Source organism: Streptomyces gamaensis (genome assembly GCF_042656465.1).
GTDB lineage: Bacteria > Actinomycetota > Actinomycetes > Streptomycetales > Streptomycetaceae > Streptomyces > Streptomyces gamaensis.
On record NZ_JBHSPB010000001.1, the window covers coordinates 12,110 to 30,055 of the forward strand.

Below are 17,946 nucleotides of genomic sequence, written 5' to 3' on the forward strand. Positions count from 1 at the left end.
AGGCAGTCGCCAGCCTCGGGCCTAGCTGGCCTTTATTGTGAAGACGATCCAGGTGCCCTTGTGGCCACCCGTGCCTTTGTCTACCTTTTTGATGACAAGTTCGATCGTGTAAGCGTCCTTCACATTCCCGTTTCTGTCAGCAACGCGTCCTACTGGCTCGGTAAACCTCTTTTTGACTAGCTTGGTGTCTCCGTGCACCCTGCCATTGCCATTAGCCCATTTGTTGAGCTTGTCCTTTTCTAGCATGGAATCGATGTTCTTTTGCGCGGATTCGGCATGGAGAGTGGATGCTTCTCCGCCTCGCAACGTCGGCGCCCGTCTCCGTAGATCCTCATCCGACAGTCCTACGTGATCTCGGGCATGGCCGCCGACTATGTTGTAATCCTTGTCGAGGTCACCACAATTGTGAACTAGAACTGGAGTGGCCTTACCCGCGATCGCGTAGTAGGTATGTAGGCCGCTGACTGACAGGTTGAATACCTGCTGAGTTGATACCCATGTGCGTGACGCTACAACCTTTACGGTCGAGCCGTTGGGAGTGCGCAGCGATGCACCCGGTTGAATCTCGTTGGCTTTGACCCAAGCGTGTTGATCCTGGAGCCAGAATGGGTGACCGTCAGTCGCAGTCACCGTCCCTGTCGCATCGCCATCATCGCCATCTATGTCAACGGTCAGCTGGACAAGGTGCTTCTGACCTGTGCCAGCGATCACGTCGTCAACTGGTCTGGACTCAGTTTTTCCGCTTACTGGGTCCGTCGACAATACCTGGTCTCCGATCGCGACAGCTTTGATCGGCTTCACTGTCCCATCGGCCATCTTGATCGGGGTTTCCTGGGTGAAGCTGTTCTTGCATGACGGCTTCCCACGACCGAAGAGCTTCTTAAAGAACTCGACGGTTTTTTTGCCTACCTTGGTTTCGGAGAGCTTGACAATCCACTTACCGCCGCGCACAGCGGATGCTTCATATCCGAAAAGCGGAATTGCGGCGGCACAGGACAACAGGGCATCCAGGTTTTCACCCTCCATCTTGTACCAGATGCAATTAGCGCCATTCCCCAAAACCTGGCCTATGGCAGGGAACCAGCCGATGAGATCGAGAGCAAGATGGCCTCCTTCTTCAAGGGTGCCTGCCCAGTTGAACCCTCCGTCAGGCTTCCCGGCCTCTTGGTCCCCGTCGAGTATTTCCTGGATTCGTTCGTATTCTTGCCGCCCTGCGTCGTCGTGTCGCCATATCTCACTTGATTGTTCCTGCTTTTCCAGGTAGTGCTGGAATGCTTCCTCTGCGGCCTTCTGTGCAGTTTCAGCGTCGTTGCCGGCTGCTGTAGCGGAGATATGAGCTTCAGTAGCGGCAGCGTAGGCTTCATCAGCAGATCCGCGGGCCGTCTCTGCCCACCGCTCGGCGCGTGTTGCGGAAACTTCCGCGTCGCTGGCGCTACGGAGAGCTGCCGTCTCTGCTTGGCGCGCAGTCTTGGCCGACGCTGCTGCGTCGGCAGCTGAGGCTGCTGCCTGCTTCGCTGACTGATTTGCTTGTTCTGCGTAGTCCTTGGCTTGCGCAGCTGACACACGAGCTTGTTTGGCGTATCCGTCCGCATCAGCAGCAGCTTGTTTTGCGATGGCCGCGACACGACTTGCCTCGGCAGCGTACTTCTGTGCAGTGGCCGCTGTACCAGACGCTTCAGCGATGATGCGTTTGACCTCGGCGACATGGGCGGCAGTTAGCTGGTCCTTACGAGCAGCCTTGTATTGGCCGACTTCGATAAAGTGGTGAAGTAGTGGAGGCGGCGACTCCATAGCGATCTGCGCCGCTGCCTTAGTCTCGGGTCCGCCACTGCCCATCAACTGCACGGCGCGAATGCGCTCGTCTGCTGTCCGAGCGGCGTACTGGCCTTCGTTGAGGAACTTTCTTAGTGCCGCTGCAGAACCATCGTTCAATGCTGCCCTAGCGGCGCTCCGGACTTCGTTCTGGCCACTGCTCGCGATTTGTACAGTACGTATTCGAAATTCGTTTATGGCGGCTTGGTATTGACCGGTTCGAAGGAATTCGGCGACCTTTTCGCTGTCACCCTTCAGTGCTTCATCAGCCGCGGAGCGAACGGCCTCTGATTTCGCCTCTTCTGCGAGACGTATGACCTGGGCTCGATCATCCTGCTCCGCTGCTTTTTTCCAGCCGGTCTGCAGGTAGTTGATCACCGCTTTATCGTTGCTTGAAAGAGCGATTTTGGCCGCGGTTTGGTGCCAGGGGCCTCGCGTCTTCAGAACAGAAAGAGCGAGCTTGCGTCCCTTCAGGGCAAGGTCCTTAGCGTCTACTCCTGGCTTGGCAGCTTCGACTGCAAGGCGTGCAGCCTCTTCGTCCACCTCTTTCTCTTCTTGGGCGGTGCGAGCCTCTGCAGACTTACGTTCGTCATCCGTCTGCTTGAGTTGCTTCGCCTGCTCGATACCGGAGGATGTTCTGGACTTCAACTCCTCCGCCTCAATATTGCGGTTCAGGTCCTGGACCTTATTCGCAGTGGCCACGGCATCCTGTGCTGCGCCGGCAGCCTTTCTTGCCTCCTCGGCATGGTTGAGGGACTCTTGAGCAGCTGTGGATGATTCGCCAGCATGTTTGGCGGCTTGCTCAGCAGCGTCGGCTGCTTTTTCCGCATGTACAGCAGCTGAGTTGGCCGCATTGCGTGCTTCATATGCCGCATTCGCGGCCTGCCTCGCCAGTCCCTGGGCCCTTTGGGCTGCGCGCGTCGCTTCCTTGGCATGGCTGCGGGCTGTGGTCGCCCACTGTCTAGCTCGGGCCGCTTGTGCGCCAGCCGCGTCGGCATATCCGCCAGCTTCGTCGGCAGCTGCCGCCGCTGCTTCTGCGTCCGCGCCGGCGTAGGCCGCTGCGGTTGCTGTACGTTCCGCTGCCTCTGCAGCGATAGCAGCTTTCTGAGAGGCTTCTCCTGCGTCTCTTGCCGCCTTGGCCGCAGCGCGGGCGTTTACGGCTTCTTGGCGTGCAACAGCTGCATCTCCGGCATTCGTTGCTGCGCTAGCCGCAGCGCCACGTGCCCGCGAGGCTGCTTCGGCTGCCGCGGCTGCAGCAGAAGCAGCCTGCTCGGCAGCACTGGCAGCAATCCGGGCTGCGTAGTGGGCAGCTCGGGCTGCTGCGATGGCTTCCTGGGCTGCCTCAGCGGCGCTGGCTGCCGCGTCTGCAGCACGTCCAGCAGCGTTTGCTGCACGCTTGGCATCGTTGCCCGCTGCCCTGGTTTCGTCCGCTGCGGTCTTAGCTGCATCTTTGGCGAGCTTCGACGCACTTACTGCGCGTTCAGAAGCTTCCTTAGCAGCGTCAGTTTGTCGTTGTGCCTCTTCGCTTGCTTCTCTTGCCTGTGCAGCCAGTTGCGTGATGGTGGCTCGCTCTTGGTCCCGTGCGCGTGTGATGTACTGGCCTATTTTCAGAAACTCCCGCACATCATCGATGGACCCGTTTAGCGCAACTTTGGCAGCATCTCTGGTAGCCGGACCGCCAGCGCTCATAATCTGTACGATGCGGACCCGGTCGTCGGCTTCTTGGGCCGCATACTGACCCTCGTTGAGGAAGTTGCGGATGTCGTTGACGTTCCCTTGAAGCGCAGCGTTGCCAGCTTCTCGGACTTCTGGGCCACCAGCGCTCATGACTTGGACCAGCTGGACGCGTTGGTCTTGCTCAAGGGGCTCTTCCCAGCCGTTCTTGAGGAAGTTGCGCAACTCCTCTGGAGAACCGGCAAGAGCCTTCTTTGCTGCCGAGCGTACCTCTTGTCCACCCACAGAGAGGATCTGGACCGTAGCGATCCGATCGTCGTGCAGCTCGGCTATGTCTTTCTCACTGTCGAGGAAGCGACGTACGTCCTCGTCCGAGCCCATGAGCGCGACCTCGGCCGCAGCCTTGACAGCAGGGCCACCCTCTACCCACCATTCAACAATGCGACCACGGTCGGTTTTTGGGATCGGATTGACCGTCCCATCGCCGTCACTGGGTATCTCCGCAGCGGTGCTCGGACTTGAGTCAAGAAGGCCAGCAACAAGCACGAGAGAGACGAGGCTGGTACACAAGCGGGTACCGCGCAGCCGCTGTCTTCTGACCTTCTTTGAGTAGGGCCTGTATCTAAGTCTCACTGATCAGTTCGATCTTCCTGTTCGATGGATTGCCGTGCTTCGGCGGGGTGAGCATAGCTCTATGGTGAGGGGTAGTTGGGGGGAGATGTGGCGGGAAGTGATCCCCATAACGTTCCTTACTTGCGTCTCAGGCCCGGCCTGGGCGCCGCGTTGGACATCGGAGACGTCAGGCAGGACTCTTGCTCTTGGCTGTAGTGATCCAGCCACTCCCACACAGGCATGTCTCGATGCTGCACTGGCGGACGTCGACAGCCGTATCCATCCCGGCCCCTACGTCTAGTTGGGTGCAACCCCGCATGTGTGTCAGTCCCAGAGCGGCTAGCAGGCAGGTGATACGGGTCCCGGGCACCTGGCGGTCGACATGACTGACCTGACCCACTCCCCTTGGTGGTCGCAGCCGCCCAGTGAAGGCGGGAGCATGGGTAGGCTCGTTGACTGCCCAGCTCGCTTGCCGTGCATGAACCCCATTGACACAGAGGCAGGTTGGCAAAAAAGCCTCGTTCGGCATGCCGCTGTTGGCTCCTGTGAGCACATGGCTCAGGCTTCCGGCTGACTGCTTCCTGTCGGGACCATACCCGGTGGCAGCCGCCCAACCTGCGATCTGAGGGAGTCAGTTCGAGTCGGTGATCCCACTCCCGGCTAGTCAGTAGCCAGAGTGCCGCCCTCGTTGACGTGACGGCTTCCAACTGACTGTCTCTCAAGAACCTGCGGAGACAGCATGGATGGTATGTTCTGCTTGTTCGCCTTTACCTTCCTCCGTTTGGCGAACCGCTTCTGTCATCTCTCTAGAAGGGCACACCTGTGGCACTTGGAAGGCGTAAGAAACTGTTTGCTTGCATCGTAGGAGTCGGCTGTGCAGCCGTAGGATCCTTCACTCTCAGCTCTGCTGCGGCTGCCTCAGAGACGGAGGGCGATTCTGATATGCCCTTCACTGTGGAGACCTTCAATTACCCAAACGCGGAGAAGATCCTGGGTGAAAAGAAGATAGCGCTCCGAAAAGGTGATGGGCATATCGTTCTGGCTGATTGCCGTGCCTCCACGGACATCAGGGTGTGGACCACTCAGAGTGCGGACGGGTCGTTCTGTTTCAAGGTCACCGGGGACGGCAAGAGCGGTTACCTGTCTATGGAGATACCCAAAGTCTACTACATTCAGACAGGGGATTACGCGGTAAAAGCTGACGTGGTATCTGAAGGCGTGACGAAGACTGTAAATATGGGCAAGGAAGGTGAAGCCTACGTCGGTGTGGGTGCTAATCCTCCCGGCAAAGAAGCATCCTTGATTGAGCTCCGCGTAATGGGCTGAGGGAAGAGCGGTTAACGTCAGCCTGCATAACCCATGTTCTACATCATCGCGTCCGTTAAGGGCGAAGCATGTCTGTGCTCTGGGTGCACCGTTTGAACCTATGGTGTAGAGGGGCCCAGTCAGCAAATGTTCGTGCCACGACCTCCCCAGGTGAGGCGGTGGCTAATCCCAGATGTAGGCATCGCGTAGCCGATTTGATCCGGCTGACCTGCCTGGCTCATCCATAGAGAAAGATAGATATGTCAGCTCTGCGTCTGCGAACAGCTTGGTCGGTGGGGATGCTCGCCTCCACTGTCGCAGCAAGCCTGTTGATTGCCGTCCCCGCGAACGCCGTGGTAGGGCAGAAGGTCAAGGACGGTTCGTATTCGTTCACGGCGAAGCTCGATATTGGGGGCGAACGTAGTTGCGCCGCCGCACTGGTCGATGAGCAGTGGTTGATCACTGCGGCCAGCTGCTTCGCTGAAAGCCCGGCGCAGAGCATCAAGGTTCCCGCAGGTGCGCCGAAGCTCAAGACTATGGCCACGATCGGCCGTACCGATCTCACGCGTGGCGATCAAGGGGTTGTCGCCGAGGTCGTTGAACTCGTGTCGCGTGATGACCGCGACCTGGTGATGGGTCGGTTGGACAAGCGGGTCACCGGCATTACCCCTGCAGGCGTCTCTTCTAGCACCCCGGTCAAGGGCGAGGATCTCCGGGTCACCGGCTACGGCCGTACTAAGGACGAGTGGGTTCCCGATCGTCTGCACCAGGCCGCCTTTACCATCGGCGGGGTGAAGGAATCGGTACTCGCTCTTAGCGGCAAGGACGCCGACGCGACCATCTGTGAGGGAGACGCCGGCGCTCCGGCATTCCGTGAGGTCGGCGGGCGTGTCGAGATCGTCGGCGTCAACAGCCGGTCCCGCCAGGGCGGTTGCCTGGGCACTATCGAAACCGAGACCCGCAGGGATGTCCTCGATGCCCGCGTCGACGACATCGCCGACTGGATCGAGCAGGTCAAGTCCCGCACAGCGTTGTTCCCGGCCGAGTACCGGACCTCGGGTGTGTATGCGTCGGGTGTCCGTACGTCCGAGGTCTTCCAGACCCGTAGTGACGGGCAGATCTACTACTCCTCGTACACGACGGGTGGTCCGGGCTGGAGTTCCTGGGCGCTGGTTGCCCCCGGCGTAGCGACCAGTGCGCCTACGGCGGTCTACCACGCTGACAAGAACATCGTCGAGGTCTTCACGATCGGTGCTGATCGGCAGGTCTACCACGCGTATCACACGGCTGGTTCGCGGGAGTGGAGCAGCTGGGAGCTGGTTTCACCAGGTGTGGCCAACGGTCAGCTGCAGGCCGTTTATCACGCCGACAAGAAGACGACCGAGGTTTTTGCGGTCGGTGCTGACCGGCAGATCTATCACTCGTTCTACTCCACCGGTAGTCCTGGCTGGAGCAAGTGGTACCTCGTCAATCCAGGTGAGGCTACCGCGACGACTGTCACGTATGACGCGGACCGCGCGACCACTTCGGTCTACGCGCTCGGCATTGATGGCCAGATCTACCGCTCGGCTTACACCACGGGCACGGCGGGCTGGACCGACTGGAGGCTGCTTGCTCCCGGAACGGCCAGTGCCATAGTCAGCGTCAACCACGCGGACAAGAAGGTCACCGAGGTCTTCGCGCTCGGTGCCGGCAAGCGGATCTACCACTCCTGGAGCTCGGACGGCGGAGCCAGTTGGGCGCCCTGGACCCTTGTTGCTGAAGGCCGTTTTACGGCTCTCAACGCCGCGTATCACGCGGACAAGAGGACCACAGAGGTCTTCGCGCTGGGTGCTGGACGGCAGGTCTACCACTCTTTCTACACCACTGATGGGCCGGGCTGGTCGGCTTGGACTCCGCTGGCTGCCGGACAGTTCACGAGTGTTCCCAGCCCCTTCTATCACGCGGACAAGAGGACCACCGAGGTCCTTGGTGTGGGTATCGACGGGCAGGTCTACCACTCGTACTACAGCACTGGATCGGATGGTTGGACCAGCTGGAGCAAGCTCGCCTCCTGAACTCCACCAGCCTTCAATGTGCTCAGCTCCGGAGGCCTACTGCGTGTGGCAGCGGGCCTCTGGGGCTGAGCGTCTGGCAGTGAGGGTGGCCGCGTGCTGAAGTGAGCACTGCGTAGACGTCAGTTGTTGATCAATGTTTGTGACAATGGAGCAGCCCTGTGGCGTCTGATGTCACAGAGTATGGATGGCTGCCCAGCGGCAGCCCTGAAACAGAGTCACGGACATGATTCGCAGAACCCAACGCCGTCTTCGGAGTGCTGTACGACTTGTCGTGCCCACGCTGGCCTCGGCGCTGATGATGAGCCTGGCGGCAACCGGCGCAGCCGTGGCGGATGCACCTGCTGCACACACCGTGGGGCCGGCCACCGCGGATGAGCAGAACTGGAAGGTGCCACGGCTGGCGGTGATGCCTCTGGGAGACTCGATCACCCATGGTGTCGGCAGCTCCAGTCAAGATGGATACCGCGCTGATCTGCGTGCCCAACTCGCTTCACATGCAGACGACTTGAAATTCGTGGGATCGATCCGTACCAATGACTGGTACCACGAAGGGCATTCGAGTTGGCAGATTGACGACCTGTCCGAGCGTGTCGAGCAGTGGCTCGTCGCGGCGAAGCCCAATGTCGTGTTGCTGAACATAGGAACCAACGACATAGGACGAAACAACGAGGTGGAAACGGCCCCTCGCCGACTGGGCCATCTTGTCGATCAGATCACCGCTGCGTCCCCCGATACCGTCGTTCTCGTCTCCTCGCTGGTTCCCAATGCGGATGCGCAAGGGCAGAAGCGTGTGGAGAAGTACAACGCGGAAGTTCCGCGGGTCGTCGAGGAACGACGCGCCAAGGGGCTGCGCGTTGACTACGTTGACATGGGAGCGGTCACTGTTCAGGACCTGAGCGACGAGCTTCACCCCAACGACGCCGGCTACGTCAAGATGACCAACAGCTTCTACCAGGGCATCATGCGGGCAGCTGTGAAGGGCTGGATTCGTGAGAACGTCACCGTCCAGCCGGCGCCGATTCAGTACCGGCCCTCGGGTGTGTACGCGTCGGGTGTCCGTACGTCCGAGGTCTTCCAGACCCGTGGTGACGGGCAGATCTACTACTCCTCGTACACGACGGGCGGTTCGGACTGGAGTCCGTGGGAGCTCGTTGCTCCCGGCGTGGCGATCAGCGCGCCTACGGCGGTCTATCACGCTGACAAGAACGTCGTCGAGGTCTTCGCGATTCGTGATGATCGGCAGGTTTACCACGCGTATCACACGGCTGGTACGAAGGAGTGGAGCAGCTGGCAGCGCGTTGCATCCGGTGTCGCCGCTGGTCAGCTGCAGGCTGTGTATCACGCGGACAAGAAGACCACCGAGGTCTTCGCTGTCGGTGTGGACGAGCAGATCTACCACTCGTTCTACACCACCGGCGGGTCCGGCTGGAGCGGGTGGTATGTGGTCGCTCCTGGCGAGGCCATCTCGATGAGCGTCACCTATGACGCGGACCGCGCAACCACGTCAGTGTATGCACTCGGCACCGACAGGAAGGTCTATCAGGCGGCTTACACGTCCGGCTCGGCCGGCTGGACCCGCTGGCGGCCGCTTCCTTCGGGTACCGGCAGCGCTGTGGTCAGCGTCAACCATGCGGACAAGAAGGTCACCGAGGTCTTCGCGCTCGGTGCCGGCAAGCGGATCTACCACTCCTGGAGCTCGGACGGCGGGGCGAGTTGGGCTCCCTGGACCCTTGTCGCTGACGGGGAGTTCACGGCTCTCAACGCTGTGTATCACGCGGACAGGAGGACTACGGAGGTCTTCGCGCTCAGCGAGGCGCGGCAGATTCACCATTCCTTCTACACCACAGGCGGGCCCGGCTGGTCGGACTGGACCCCGGTAGCTGCCGGGGAGTTCACCATCGTTCCCAGCTCCTTCTATCACGCGGACAAGAAGACCACCGAAGTCCTTGGCGTGGGTGTTGACAGGCAGGTGTACCACTCGTTCTACACCACTGGTAAGGGCAGTTGGAGCAGCTGGGCGAAGCTCGGCTCCTGATGTCGGGAATTTGGTATCGATCCACTCCCCTTGTGTGTAAAGGAAGAGCAGTGTCTGGCAGACCTGTGGGATCAGCCGCCAGAGTGCGGCGTCCTCATGCTCTCTTTGCCGTGTGCGGAGGGCGTACTGTCAACTCCGCCCAGGAAGATCTGGCCGTTGCTGTCGCACGAGGGGTCGGCTGGTGAGCTCCCTGAAGCTTCTGCCCGCGATGGCCAACAAGTCCTCGACGGGGACAGCAGTCAAGGCCCGGCTGGACTCGCTCACGGGCCTGCGCTGGTTCGCCGCGCTGATGATCTTCTGCTTCCACTTCGTAACCGAGGAATCGGTCTCCGGAACCGTTCGGCACCTGGAGGAGCTCAAGAAGTGGACCCTGGGCGGCCCGTCGGCAGTTTCGTTCTTCTTCATCCTGTCTGGATTCGTGCTCGCCTGGTCCGCGCGTTCCGGCGATACCGTGGTCGGGTTCTGGCGTCGTCGTTTCGCGCGGATTTATCCGAGTCACTTCGTCACGTTCCTGCTCGCATGCGTCATGCTCTTGTGGATGGGCAGAAGCCTCGACCCCTTCGTGGCCTTGGCCAACCTCACCCTGACTCAGTCCTGGGTGCCGAACCGGAGCGACATATGGTTCAGCTACAACAGTGTTTCGTGGTCGCTGAGTTGTGAGTTCCTGTTCTACTTCAGCTTCCCGTTCATCATCCCGTTGCTCCGTAAGCTGAAGAATCCTGGGCTCTGGACCGTCGTGGCGCTCGGCAATGTTTTCGTCGTGCTCTACCCGATGCTCACCGGCCGCATTGCGCAGGCGACCGGCTGGGATACGAGGTTCTTCTTCTACGTATTCCCGCCGGTTCGCTTGGTCGAGTTCGTGATCGGTGTCGCGCTTGCACTGCTGGTGAAGGGCGGAGCCTGGCGTGCCCCTGGGTTGCTCGTCAGCCTTGCGCTGGTCATGACGGCCCTGTTCTGGGGCCTGCATCAGGTACCGTCCGAGTTCCATTCGAACGCTGTCACTGTCCTCCCGTACACGCTGACCATCGCCGCCGCTGCCCGTGCGGATGTGCTGGGGAAGCCCTCAGTGTTCCGGCACAGGGTGCTCGTGTATCTCGGAGAGGTTTCCTTCGCGTTCTACCTCGTGCACGCGATGGTCATCTTCACCTTCAATACCCTGCTCGACGGGCAGCGTCCGCACCTTGCCGCCCATGCCGGCCTTGTCACGGCCGTCTCCCTCCTTGGTGCGGTTCTCTTGCACGAGTTCGTGGAGAAACCCGCTGTGAATCTGCTCAGCCCCGCACGGAAGAGGACGGGCATGGTGTGATCCCGCGAACAAAAGCGACGTCCCGCCGTTGCCCGGCGGGACGTCGCATTGCTGTCTGTAAGGTCGCCTCGGTCAAGAGCGCGCCGCTCGGCGGCCTCCATCCAGGCCCAGGCGGCCGATCCAACGCTTCAGAGCCGTGGCGACGGGGCGCTCGATCAGGCGGTGCACGAGCCAGGCTGCCACCAACATGGCAGAGACCAGCAGTACGACCAGGACCCAGGGAGGGAGGGTGTCATGAAGGCGGTGGATCACTTGCCAGCCGATCTCTTGATGCAAGAGATACAGCGGGTAGGTGAGCGCTCCCGCCGAAGTGATCCAGGTGCCAAGGCGCGGAGTGCGCCGAGCGAGAGCGATCGTGAGTACCACCGCGTAAAAGACGCTGACGATGATTAGCGCGGCGATCTGTGACTGGCGGTGTCCGATATAGCCCTGCATCCCCGCCATCAGGCCGGGCAACTGGTCCCAGGCCAGCAGCCAGGTGGCACCCAGCAACAGCCACAGCACGAGAGTGGGCCGGAAGCGGTGCATCAAGTACATGACGATGCCGGCGACGAAGAACGGGGAAGCGTCCGGCATGCCGAACATCTGGATCAGCGTGTTGTCCGTCTTGGGCGCCACGAGGGACAGCGCGAGCCAGCCGCCGCAGAAGGCCAGAACCCTTCGATAGGTGAGACCGAATGCGGTCACGATGGCGAAGAGAAGGTAGAAACGCATCTCTGCCCATAGGGTCCAGTAGACGCCGTCGACGTTGTACATCCCCATCGGGGACTGGAACATTGTCAGGTTGGCCAGGATCCTGCTCCGAGTCGGAGAATCCCAGGTGAATACTCCGGTGAGCAACAGGATGCTGGAGGTCAAGAGGACACCGAACCAATAGGCCGGATACATCCGAAGAAACCGCGATATCGCAAACTGCCGGACGGTGCGTCCCCAGCATGATCTGCATATCACGAATCCGCTGATGATGAAGAAGAGCTGGACGCCGAGCCAGCCGTAGGCGGCGATCGGCTGGGCGGCAGGGAAGACCTCGGAGGTCGGCTTGCCCCAGGCGTAGGTGAACCCGGTGCCCCCGTTGTCACGGCCGACGTAGTGGAACGCGACTACGACCAAGGCGGCGACGAGCCGCAGCCCGTCGAGAAGATACAGCCTGCCCGGCTTTGAAGTGGCCTCTGGCACGGTGGGGCGTGCCACGCCGCGTCGCACGGCTGTGAGGAAGGTCATAGTCTTCTCCGAGGAGAGTGTGGTGTGGAGGGTGGCCTCCGAGAGTCCTCCGGGGCTCGGAGCACCTCGTGACGCCGGAAGCATCGTAGAGTGCCCCGCTCGGCCGTAGTCGTGCCGTCACCTCCTCGGTCATGGGGTGCGGTCTCCACAACGATGCACACCCACGTACCGGCCGCCTGGCCGCGCCGCAGCCCTTGCAGCGTTGCGGCGTGACTGTCCGGCGAGGTCGGCCCGATCCCCCCAGCGAAGAGCTGCGGCACCCTCCCCGGCTTCCCTGGGACGAACATCACAGACTTTTCACAGCTGACGGCTCACAAACGCGAAAATTGGTACTTGCGTAGCCCGCCTGGGTCTGAATACGCCGAACCCCGCTTTCATACGGGGATATGGTCGGCGCCACCCCTCGCGGGGTTGCATTTTGCCTGGGCGGCTGAGAACGCGGACTTTATGAGGCTTGGCCTTGAGCTTCCGGTGTCGACTGCGACAGTGATCGGTACCTCTGGGGGCGGTGCATCGCTCTTCATTCAACACACGGATTCCGCTGGTTGGTTGATCAACGTCTGTGACAATGGTTGCGCTCTGTCGCGTGTGAGGCCACAGAGCGCAGAAGGCTGCCATCGGGCAGCCACGACACAGAGTCACGGACATGAATCTCAGAAAACCTTGCTGGGCACGCACCGCTGGACGGCTTGTCGTGCCCACGCTCGCCACGGTCCTGATAGCGAGCCCGTTAGCAGCTGGTACCGCTGTCGCGGACACTCCGGTCGTGCACGCTGCTGCAGCAACGGCGACCGGCCAACAGGACTGGAAGGTACCGAGGCTTGCCGTGATGCCCTTGGGGGACTCGATCACCAAGGGCATCGGCAGCTCCACCGGTGACGGTTACCGTGGCGGACTACGGGACCGACTGGCCGCGCACACTGACGACTTGAGCTTCGTGGGGTCGGTTCGGACCAACGGAGCCGATCACGAGGGGCATTCGGGCTGGCAGATCGAGGATCTCTCCGACAACGTCGAGCATTGGGTCGCTGCGGCGCATCCGAATGTCGTGCTGCTGGACATCGGCAGCAATGACATGGACCGTAACAACGATGTCGATCACGCTCCCCGTCGACTCGGGCGCCTGATCGACGAGATCACTGCGGCCGCGCCCGACGTCACCATCCTTGTCTCATCCCTCGTACCCTCGGCGGACCCCGAGGCCGAGAAGCGGGTTGAGCGTTTCAACGCGCAGGTCCCGGTCGTTGTCGCCGAGCGGCGTGCCAAGGGAGCCCACGTCGATTACGTCGACATGGGCCAGCTGACGACCAAGGATTTGAGTGACCGGCTGCACCCCAACGACGCCGGCTACACGAAGATGGCCGACGCCTTCTACCAAGGCATCGCCCGGGCAGTCCAGAGTGGTTGGATACGTCAGAAAGTCGAAGTCAAGCCCGCTCCGCCTCGTGAGGCTCCCCTTGGGGACTACCGGGTCGACATCAACGGGGACGGCAAGGCCGACTACCTCGTTGTCCGCGAGAGTGGTGCCGTTCATGCCTGGGTGAACAACGGCACGGACGTCCAGGGTGGATGGGTGGCCTACGGCCAGTTCGCCGGCGGCGCCAGCGCCACGGGCAGCAGGGTGCGTTTCGCCGACGTCAATGGTGACGGCAAGGCTGACTACCTGGTACTGGGAGAGGACGGCTCCGTTCGTGCCTATCTGAACAACGGAGGCGACGGTAACGGAGGTTGGGAGGAGTACGGCCTGATCGCGACGGGCACCGGAGCCCCGGGAAGCAAGGTGCGGTTCGCGGACATCGATGGTGACGGCAAGGCCGACTACCTCGTGGTGGAGGACGACGGATCCGTCCGTGCTTGGGTGAACCACGGAGGCGACGGCCACGGTGGGTGGTCCGACTACGGCCTGATCGCGACCGGCACCGGGGCCCCGGGCGCCAAGGTCCGCTTCGCGGACGTCGATGGTGACGGAAAGGCCGACTATCTTGTGCTGGGCGCGAACGGGTCTGTCCGCGCCTGGCGCAACAACGGGGGTGACGGCCACGGTGGTTGGAACAACCGAGGCCAGATCGTCGCCGGTACAGGAGCCGCCGATAGCGCGATTCGGTTCGCGGACATCGACGGTGACGGCAAGGCCGACTACTTGGTCGTTGCGGACAACGGCGCCATTCGTGCCCTCAGGAACAACAGCGGTGAGGGCCACGGGGGGTGGACCGACTGGGGGAGGATCGCCGCTGGCGATGGTCCCGGCTACAGCGTCCGAATCTGACGACTCTCTGAGTAGCGCCCGCGCGGTACACAGCGCCCACCAGGACCAAGTGCTGCGTGGAGCGGGTGTTCCCGCCTCGTTGACGAACACCATCATGCAGTGACCTGTGCCCGGATCGTTCTTTCCGGGCTTCTCCAAGAAGAAAGGTAGACATGTCTGCGATACGCCTGCGCGCTGCTTGGCTGGCCGGGGCTCTCGCCTCTGCCACGGCAGCAAGCTTGTTGACAGCCGCCCCGGCGAATGCCGTCGTGGGGGAGAAGGCGAAGGACGGATCATACGCGTTCACGGCCAAGCTCGACATCGGTGGCGAACGCGGCTGCTCTGCTGCTCTTGTTGAGCAGCAGTGGGTGCTCGCCGCCGCGAGCTGCTTCGCCGACACCCCTGGGGCGAAGGTCGCTCCGGGCGCTCCGAAGCTCAGAACCATGGCGACCATTGGCCGTACGGACCTTACGCGTGGCGACCAGGGCAGCGTGGCCAGCGTGGTCGAGCTGGTTCCACGGGAGGACCGCGACTTGGTGATGGCCAAGCTGGACAGGCCCATCACCAATGTCAGCCCCGCCAACCTTGCCTTCACCCGCCCGCTGCCGGGCGAAGACCTGTGGATCACCGGGTACGGTCGAACCAAGGACGAGTGGGTGCCGGACCGGCTGCACTCCGCGAAGTTCGCTGTGGAGGCGGTGAAAGACACGACGGTCACTCTCTCCGGGAAGTCGGACGGGGCTGCCGTATGCCAGGGCGACACCGGCGGACCCGCATTCCGGATCGTCGGTGGTCGGTATGAACTTGTAGGCGTCAATAGCCGGTCCTGGCAGGGTGGTTGCCTTGGCGTCGACGACAAGGAGAAGCGCACGGGGGCTGTCGATGCCCGCGTCGACGATGTCGCCGGCTGGATTCAGGCCGTCTACTCCCGCGACGTGCTGGGAGGCACGGGCCGTTGGAAGTCCGTGAAGCACATGGCTTCCGGTAATTTCACCAGCGGCCCACTGGGAAGCAAACGACGTTCGGACCTGTTCGTGGTCTGGGAGGACGGTTCTTCGAGCCTCTTCCAAGGAGCGGACCACAACGACCCGAAGTATCCCTTCTCCGCCGAGTACAAGATCACCGATAAGGGCAGCTTCTGGAAGAGCGCTGTCGCGATCACCGGCGGTCGCTTCACCGACAGTGGTACCGATGGCATTGTCGTTCGCTGGGACAACGGCAGGATGTCGCTGTACAACCACTTCGACGAGAACGGACCGCACAACGAGAAGGAGCTGTTCACTCAGGGCGGTTGGCAGGCAGCGCGGCTGATCACTGTTGGCCGCTACACGGACAACCCGCTCCGGGATGACCTGCTGGTGCTCTGGGACAATGGGGCGACCTCGCTGTTCTCTGACATCGGTGCCAATGGGGCCGACAGGGCAAAGCAGTTGATGGGCCCCAACTCCGGTTGGCAGGCAGCCACGCAGATCAGCTCCGGTGAGATCACCGGCAAGAAGACGGCTGATCTGGTCATTGTGTGGAGCGACGGAGACACGACAGTGTTCCCCGGTGTCGATGCCGACGGCTACCACGGTCGCACGCGTATCAAGGACCCGGGATCCGCCTGGAAGTTCGCCCGTGTCGTCACCACCGGCTCCTTCACCGCTGTCGGCAACGGACTCAATGACATCCTGGTCCGTTGGGAAGACGGTGTCCTGAGCTGCTACCCGGGTGTGGATGCCAACGGCCTTCACGGTGCGGTGGATCTCAACGCGTAGAGAATGGCCGGGCATACGGGTCCCTGATCGTGTGTTGCCCGCGCTCTCTCTCGACGGCTGAACAGCGCTGAAGTCCTCCTGAAGCGGCGTGCTCTCCCCTTGTGCATGTGGAGGGTGCGCCGCTGTGTGCATTCTGCGTCAGAGAACACATCCGTCACTGCCGCCTCGTTGATCAACTTCTGTGACAATGATCGTGCTCTGTTGGATTGATGCCACGGAGCACGGACGGCTGCCTTCAAGCAGCCCTGACGCAAAGTCACGGAAATGATATTGAGAACGCGATGCCGGCGTCGGCTCGCCACGCGGGCTGTCGTGCCCACGCTGGCTTCGGCACTGATGGTGGGCCTGTTGAGTGCCGGTACTTCTGTTGTGGGGGCACCCGTTGCGCATGCTGCGGGAAAGAGCGCAACGGTTGACAAGGACTGGAAAGTACCGCGGTTGGCCCTGATGCCTTTGGGGGACTCGATCACCTGGGGCGCAGGCAGTTCCGCTCTGAACGGTTACCGCCCCGAGCTGCGGGACCGGCTGGTCGCGCACGCCGGCGATGTGAATTTCGTGGGCTCGCAGGAGACCAACGGTGTGCACCACGAGGGGCATTCGGGTTGGCAGATCGATGATCTGGCGGACAACATCGATGACTGGCTCGCCGAGAGCCGGCCCAATGTCGTGCTGCTGAACATCGGCACCAACGACATAGACACCGATGACGACGTGGAGGGCGCGCCTCGTCGCCTCGATGATTTGGTCAGCCGGATCACCTCGGCCGCACCCGACATGACGGTGCTCGTTTCGTCGCTGGTGCCCAACAAGGACGCTCAGGCGCAGAAGCGTGTTCAGAGGTACAACGCGGAGATCCCGGGCATTGTTGCCAGGCAGCAGGCCAAGGGGGCCCATGTCGATTACGTCGACATGGGAGAGGTCACTGTCCAGGATCTGCACGACTGGCTTCACCCGAACGATGCCGGCTTCGTGAAGATGGCCAAGGCCTACTACGAAGGCATCACCCGTGCGGCCGGGAACGGGTGGATCCGCGAAAGTGTCGATGTCAGGCCTGCCCCGCCGCACAAGGCGCCTCTCGGTGACTACCGGGTTGACATCGATGGTGATGGCAAGGACGACTACCTCGTCGTGGGAGGGGACGGCTCTGTCAAAGCCTGGGTGAACAACGGAGGTGACGGGCGCGGTGACTGGAAGAATCGCGGAGTGATCGCCTCCGGAGGTGCTTCGGGCAGCAGGGTGCGTTTCGCTGACATCAACGGTGATGGCAAGGCCGATTACCTTGTGGTCGGCCGCAACGGCTCGGTGCGTGCCTTCGTGAACAAGGGTGGTGGCGTCCGTGACGACTGGGAGAAATACGGCCTCATCGCCACCGGTGCCGGCCCCATCGAGAAGGTGCGTTTCGCCGATGTCAATGGAGACGGCCGCGCTGACTACCTCGTGGTCGAGGACGATGGTTCGGTGCGTGCTTGGCTGAACAACGGAGCCGGCGACCATGATCGCGGCTGGACGGGCGTCGGACAGATCATCTCCGGTGTTGGTGCTCCGGGCGGCAGGGTGCGTTTCGCCGATATCAATGGTGACGGCAAGGCCGACTATCTGGTCGTCGGCGACCAGGGAGCTGTCCGTGCCCTCGTCAACAACGGAGGTGATGGCCACGGTGGTTGGATCGACCGTGGACAGATCGCCACGGGCGCGGGGCCGATCGACAAGGTGCGATTCGCTGATATCGACGGTGATCGCAAGGCGGATTACCTCGTCGTGGAAGACGACGGCTCAGTACGGGCCTGGCGGAACAACGGTGCGGATGGACGGGATGATTGGACCAATTACGGTCGCATCGCTTCCGGCGCCGGCCCCGGGTACCGAGTCAGGATCTGACCTCTGAATGTTGATGTCCCGCCGACATGTCGGCGGGACAT

At 61.8% G+C, this 17,946-nt stretch carries 9 protein-coding genes; 7 read left to right on the forward strand and 2 right to left on the reverse strand.

Annotation, left to right across the window (positions count from 1 at the left end; translation table 11 throughout):
• Window positions 1–21: 21 nt before the first annotated feature.
• Entirely contained in the window at window positions 22–4,032 is a 4,011-nt protein-coding gene (locus tag ACFP1Z_RS00055) for a polymorphic toxin-type HINT domain-containing protein (RefSeq protein ID WP_390313543.1), read from the reverse strand.
• Window positions 4,033–5,052: 1,020 nt separating this feature from the next.
• On the opposite strand from ACFP1Z_RS00055, the gene ACFP1Z_RS00060 reads away from it, so the two are divergent.
• The 4 genes from ACFP1Z_RS00060 (at window position 5,053) to ACFP1Z_RS00075 (ending at window position 10,801) form a co-directional block, all read left to right on the forward strand.
• Window positions 5,053–5,424, forward strand: coding sequence for a hypothetical protein (locus ACFP1Z_RS00060; RefSeq protein WP_390313544.1), 372 nt, complete (start codon window positions 5,053–5,055; stop codon window positions 5,422–5,424).
• Window positions 5,425–5,702: 278 nt separating this feature from the next.
• Window positions 5,703–7,460: a DUF8189 domain-containing protein gene (locus ACFP1Z_RS00065; protein ID WP_390314076.1), complete on the forward strand. Its 1,758-nt coding sequence runs from the start codon at window positions 5,703–5,705 to the stop codon at window positions 7,458–7,460.
• 271 nt (window positions 7,461–7,731) lie between these two features.
• On the forward strand, window positions 7,732–9,495 hold the full coding sequence (locus ACFP1Z_RS00070; RefSeq protein WP_390313545.1) for a DUF8189 domain-containing protein: 1,764 nt from the start codon (window positions 7,732–7,734) through the stop codon (window positions 9,493–9,495).
• 181 nt (window positions 9,496–9,676) lie between these two features.
• The gene (locus ACFP1Z_RS00075; protein ID WP_390313546.1) at window positions 9,677–10,801 is read left to right on the forward strand and encodes an acyltransferase family protein; all 1,125 of its coding nucleotides are present in this window, start codon (window positions 9,677–9,679) and stop codon (window positions 10,799–10,801) included.
• Between the two features lie 72 nt (window positions 10,802–10,873).
• On the opposite strand, the gene ACFP1Z_RS00080 is transcribed toward ACFP1Z_RS00075, so the two are convergent.
• Window positions 10,874–12,022 (reverse strand): acyltransferase family protein, encoded by a 1,149-nt coding sequence (locus ACFP1Z_RS00080; protein ID WP_390313547.1) that lies wholly within the window; start codon window positions 12,020–12,022, stop codon window positions 10,874–10,876.
• A 766-nt stretch (window positions 12,023–12,788) separates the two neighbouring features.
• Between ACFP1Z_RS00080 and ACFP1Z_RS00085 the strand changes: the two genes are divergently transcribed.
• The 3 genes from ACFP1Z_RS00085 (at window position 12,789) to ACFP1Z_RS00095 (ending at window position 17,905) form a co-directional block, all read left to right on the forward strand.
• Window positions 12,789–14,288 (forward strand): FG-GAP-like repeat-containing protein, encoded by a 1,500-nt coding sequence (locus tag ACFP1Z_RS00085; RefSeq protein ID WP_390313548.1) that lies wholly within the window; start codon window positions 12,789–12,791, stop codon window positions 14,286–14,288.
• A 152-nt stretch (window positions 14,289–14,440) separates the two neighbouring features.
• A complete protein-coding gene (locus ACFP1Z_RS00090) occupies window positions 14,441–16,027 on the forward strand; it encodes a S1 family peptidase (protein ID WP_390313549.1) in 1,587 nt (528 codons plus the stop codon).
• A 312-nt stretch (window positions 16,028–16,339) separates the two neighbouring features.
• Entirely contained in the window at window positions 16,340–17,905 is a 1,566-nt protein-coding gene (locus tag ACFP1Z_RS00095; RefSeq protein ID WP_390313550.1) for an FG-GAP-like repeat-containing protein, read from the forward strand.
• Window positions 17,906–17,946 lie beyond the last annotated feature (41 nt).

Coding starts and splice junctions, on each gene's coding strand:
- ACFP1Z_RS00090 (WP_390313549.1), top strand. CDS start 14,441: ATGTCTGCGATACGCCTGCGCGCTGCTTGGCTGGCCGGGGCTCTCGCC.
- ACFP1Z_RS00080 (WP_390313547.1), bottom strand. CDS start 12,022: ATGACCTTCCTCACAGCCGTGCGACGCGGCGTGGCACGCCCCACCGTG.
- ACFP1Z_RS00065 (WP_390314076.1), top strand. CDS start 5,703: ATGCTCGCCTCCACTGTCGCAGCAAGCCTGTTGATTGCCGTCCCCGCG.